This window comes from Arthrobacter sp. HMWF013 (assembly GCF_003061105.1).
Classification (GTDB): Bacteria; Actinomycetota; Actinomycetes; order Actinomycetales; family Micrococcaceae; genus Arthrobacter.
The window spans coordinates 1-3964 of the sequence record NZ_QAIQ01000061.1 but is presented as its reverse complement, the minus strand read 5'-3'; the positions used below and the strand labels follow the sequence as shown (position 1 = coordinate 3964).

Below are 3964 nucleotides of genomic sequence, written 5' to 3'. Positions count from 1 at the left end.
CGCTGGTAATGGTTACTGCGGTGCTTGCGGGCCCCTGGAGCGATCGCGTGGGGAAGCGCAAGCCCTTCGTGATCGCCTCCTCCGTCATGATCGCCTTGGCAGGCCTCACCATGGCGTTCTTCCCCGTGTGGACCGGCGCCCTGGTGGGGGCCGCCATCCTGGGTATCGGCTACGGCGCCTACCAAGCCGTTGACTTTGCGCTGCTGACGCAGGTATTGCCGCAGGCCGCGGACCGCGGCAAGGATATGGGGGTCATTAACGTGGCCGCCTCGCTGCCGCAGGTGTTCGCGACGGGCCTCGCTTTCCTCGCGGTGACGCAGTTCGGCGGGTACGTCACGCTCTTCACCACGGCAGCGGTCATCGGCCTGCTCGGCGCCGTGTTCGTCGTGAAAATCAAAGGTGTTGACTAAATACGCCACAAAGTTGTGCCGTATAGTTGACGCGGACTGCAGGCGGCACGGGATGGGGACGCTCCTGGCTGCTGCGCCATAAAATACAACCCCGGAATGCTGATGCCTGAGACCCTTTCCGTCTATCCGCCCATGGCCGAGAGGCCCGCCACTCCGCGCCAGCGGCTGCGCTATACCCGCATCCTGGAGGCCGCGGGAGGGTTTGCCCGCAAGGGGCTCGACTCGGTGGAACTCTCGGAGATCGCAGAAAAGGCCGACGTGCCGCTGGGCACGATCCACCGCTACTTTCCCTCTGCCACGCACCTGATGCTCTCGCTCTACCGCCACCAGCTGGACGAGCTCCAGTCACGCACCCAGGCATCAGCCTCCCGGTTCCGCGGCCGGGCCCTCACCGGGGTGGTGATGGAGATCTTCCACATGCGGGTGATGCAGCCTGCTGTGGAGCAGTGCCTGCGGCGTGGTGTCTACCTCGAGGAGAAAGACACTACCGCCCTCCTGCGGGAGATCGATGCGCTGAGTGAAAAGGCTGTTTCGGTGGCTTCCGACGACGCCGCGGCAGCACGTGTGCTCCTGCTGACGGTCACTGGTCTGGTCCAGTCAGTCCGAAACCGCCGGTTGTCGCTCTTCGAAGCCGAAGAGGACCTCAAAAAGGCCTGCACCCTGCTCGCTCCGGCATCGCCCACGGCCAAAACAACCCGCCGGACAGCGTAACCGGTCTAGACCAATGCGGCTATAAATGCGCTTTTTGACGTGATTTGAGTCACAGAAAAGGCTGTTTTGGCCCTTTTTGGGCCTCTGAGGGTGCTTGACGTCGATTTAGTCGGGCCCATGCTGATTATCATTGCAGGACCGGAGTGGCTGGCAACCAGCATCTGCAGACATCTCAACGGCTTCACACCGGGCCCGCCACCTTAGGGCCCAGGAAGCGCCGATTTCCCTCACCTTGAGCCTCCCTGTGCTTGAGCCTTTCGCGCCGTGCGCCCACGGCTAGCCCCAGGAGACAACGAAGTGTCCATTGACGCAATCGCACCCACCGACAATTCCGCCGCCACGGCCCTGACCGAAGCCGAGATCTTCGACGCCCACCAGGGTGGCAAGCTCTCCATCAGCAGCACCGTCCCGCTGGCCAACAAGCGCGACCTTTCCATCGCGTACACCCCGGGGGTGGCCGAAGTCAGCCGCGCCATCCACCACAATCCGGAACTGGCCCGGACCCTCACCTGGGCGGAGCGCCTGGTGGTTGTGGTCAGCGACGGCACCGCGGTGCTGGGCCTGGGCAACATTGGAGCCAGCGCCTCGCTGCCCGTCATGGAGGGCAAGTCCGCCCTGTTCAAGACCTTCGGCGAACTGGATTCCATTCCCCTGGTCCTGAACACCACCGACGTGGACGAGATCATCGAAACCCTGGTCCGCCTCCGCCCCAGCTTCGGCGCCGTCAACCTCGAGGACATCTCGGCACCGCGCTGTTTCGAGCTCGAAGAGAAGCTCATCGAGGCACTGGACTGCCCGGTCATGCACGATGACCAGCACGGCACCGCCGTGGTTGCGCTCGCTGCCCTGACGAACGCCGCCAAGGTCACCGGCCGCGGGCTGGAAGCCCTGAAGGTGGTGGTTTCCGGTGCCGGTGCCGCCGGCATCGCCGTCGCCGAAATCCTGCTCACCGCCGGCATCAGCGATGTGGTGCTGCTCGACTCCAAGGGCGTCATCAACAGTGAGCGCGCGGACATCGCCGCCGATCCGCAGAGCAAGAAGGCCCAGATGGCGGCACGCAGCAACCCGCGCGGCATCAACGGCGGCCCCGGTGAGGCCCTGCTCGGCGCGGACGTCTTCATCGGGGTTTCCTCCTCGAAGCTCGCCGAGGACCACCTCAAGCTGATGAACGCCAACTCCATCGTGTTCGCACTCTCCAACCCGGACCCTGAAGTCCTGCCCGAGGTCGCGTCCAAGTACGCAGCCGTCGTGGCCACCGGCCGCAGCGATTTCCCCAACCAGATCAACAACGTGCTGGCCTTCCCCGGGATTTTCCGCGGCGCGCTGGATGCCGGCGCCCGCCGGATCACGCCCGCCATGAAGCTCGCCGCGGCACGTGCCATCGCGGAACTCGCCGAGGCGGACCTGTCCGCGGACTACATCGTGCCCAGCCCGCTGGATCCCCGCGTTGCCCCGGCCGTGACGGCAGCCGTCGCCGCAGCCGTGGTAGCGGAGTAAGCCCCGCGCACATGGCTCAACCAGCCACAACGCCCGACGGCGGTGCCTCCCTAACGGGGGCGCCGCCGTCGGGCGTTAACGGACTGGTCCGCGCGGGCGTTAACCAGTCGTTAGCCCGGGCGGTGCCGGGAGCGGCCGCGCTGCCGCCCTAAGCTGGGGTTCATGAACTCCGAGACTGTTGTGACCATTCTGTGCGGCCTGGCGATCCTGGTCGGTGTGGCAGGCACCGTCATCCCGGTCCTGCCCGGCAGCTTCCTGATCGGACTCAGCCTGCTGGCGTGGGCGATCTGGGGCGGTGCCGGAACGGCCGGCTGGGTGGTCTTCGCGGTGGGAATGGTGTTTGTGCTCGCCGGCATGGCGGCCAGTGCAGTGCTGACCGGACGGAAGCTCAGGCAGCACAGCATTCCCAGCCGCAGCGTGGTGATCGGTCTCGTGGCAGGTGTGGCCGGAATGTTCCTCATCCCCGTGGTGGGGCTCTTTGTCGGTTTCGCCGCCGGACTGTTGCTCAGCGAATTCCTGCGCACCCGGAACATCGGCACGGCCACGTCCACCAGCTGGGCCGCCCTGAAAGCCACCGGGCTGGGCATGCTGGTGGAGTTCGGGCTGGCGTGCCTGGCGGCGAGCACGTGGGTCATCGGACTCTGGGTCGCCGCAGCCACGTAGCCGGGGCAGCCCCGTAGCATGGAAGCATGACCGTGGGGGATGCCGAAGGACCGATCTACCGGGATACGCGCGATCTGACGCCGTTCGGCCACACCCACCTGCAGACGCCGGTCCGGGAGCTTGCCGGGAACGTGGGCGGGATACTCCACGGCGTGCTGGGCGGCCGGGATGCTGCGCTGATCTCCGTGGATGGCGAGGTCCCCAGGCTCAAGCGGATGCCCGCCAAGCCCGTCAAAGCGGTTCACGACGCCATTTTCAACAGCAAGGAGCCCGAACGGCTCATCACGTTGGGCCGCACCTACCCCGGCTGGGCAGGACTCTGCTCGGTGATGGCCGGACTCCTCGCGTACCAGCACGGTGGCCACCTGCGCGCTTCCGAACTGCTCCAGCGCGGGCTGTCCATCAGGAACGACGACGACGCCAACATCTACGCGGCCCACTACCTTACGCGTGTGGTCACCCGGGTCGAGGTGGCCGAACGCATCGTGGTTCCTGTCCTGTTCAGCCAGGAGTCCGTGTTCCTGGCGCTCTCGCATTCCCTGCGGGAGACCGGCCAGCTGGAAGCCGCCCTGCAGACGGTGGCCGCCCTGCCGCCGTCGCTGCCGTCCGCCCTGGCGCGCTGTGCGCTGGCGTTCTCGCTGGGACGGGACAAGGAAGTGGTGATCTGGACCGAGGGCCTGATG

General features: G+C 66.3%; 5 protein-coding genes. All 5 read left to right on the top strand.

Annotation, left to right across the window (positions count from 1 at the left end):
• On the top strand, nt 1-410 hold a 410-nt coding region (locus tag DBR22_RS02945), incomplete at its 5' end, for an MFS transporter (RefSeq protein WP_146187355.1).
• Between the two features lie 102 nt (nt 411-512).
• Nucleotides 513-1121 carry a TetR/AcrR family transcriptional regulator gene (locus tag DBR22_RS02940; protein ID WP_108597711.1) on the top strand — a complete coding sequence of 203 codons (609 nt, stop codon included), beginning with the start codon at nt 513-515 and terminating at the stop codon, nt 1119-1121.
• Nucleotides 1122-1418: 297 nt separating this feature from the next.
• Nucleotides 1419-2618: an NAD(P)-dependent malic enzyme gene (locus DBR22_RS02935; RefSeq protein ID WP_108597710.1), complete on the top strand. Its 1200-nt coding sequence runs from the start codon at nt 1419-1421 to the stop codon at nt 2616-2618.
• A 162-nt stretch (nt 2619-2780) separates the two neighbouring features.
• Nucleotides 2781-3281, top strand: coding sequence for a DUF456 domain-containing protein (locus DBR22_RS02930; protein WP_108597709.1), 501 nt, complete (start codon nt 2781-2783; stop codon nt 3279-3281).
• Between the two features lie 26 nt (nt 3282-3307).
• Nucleotides 3308-3964 (top strand): hypothetical protein (locus DBR22_RS02925; protein WP_108597708.1); only part of this gene is annotated, 657 nt, incomplete at its 3' end.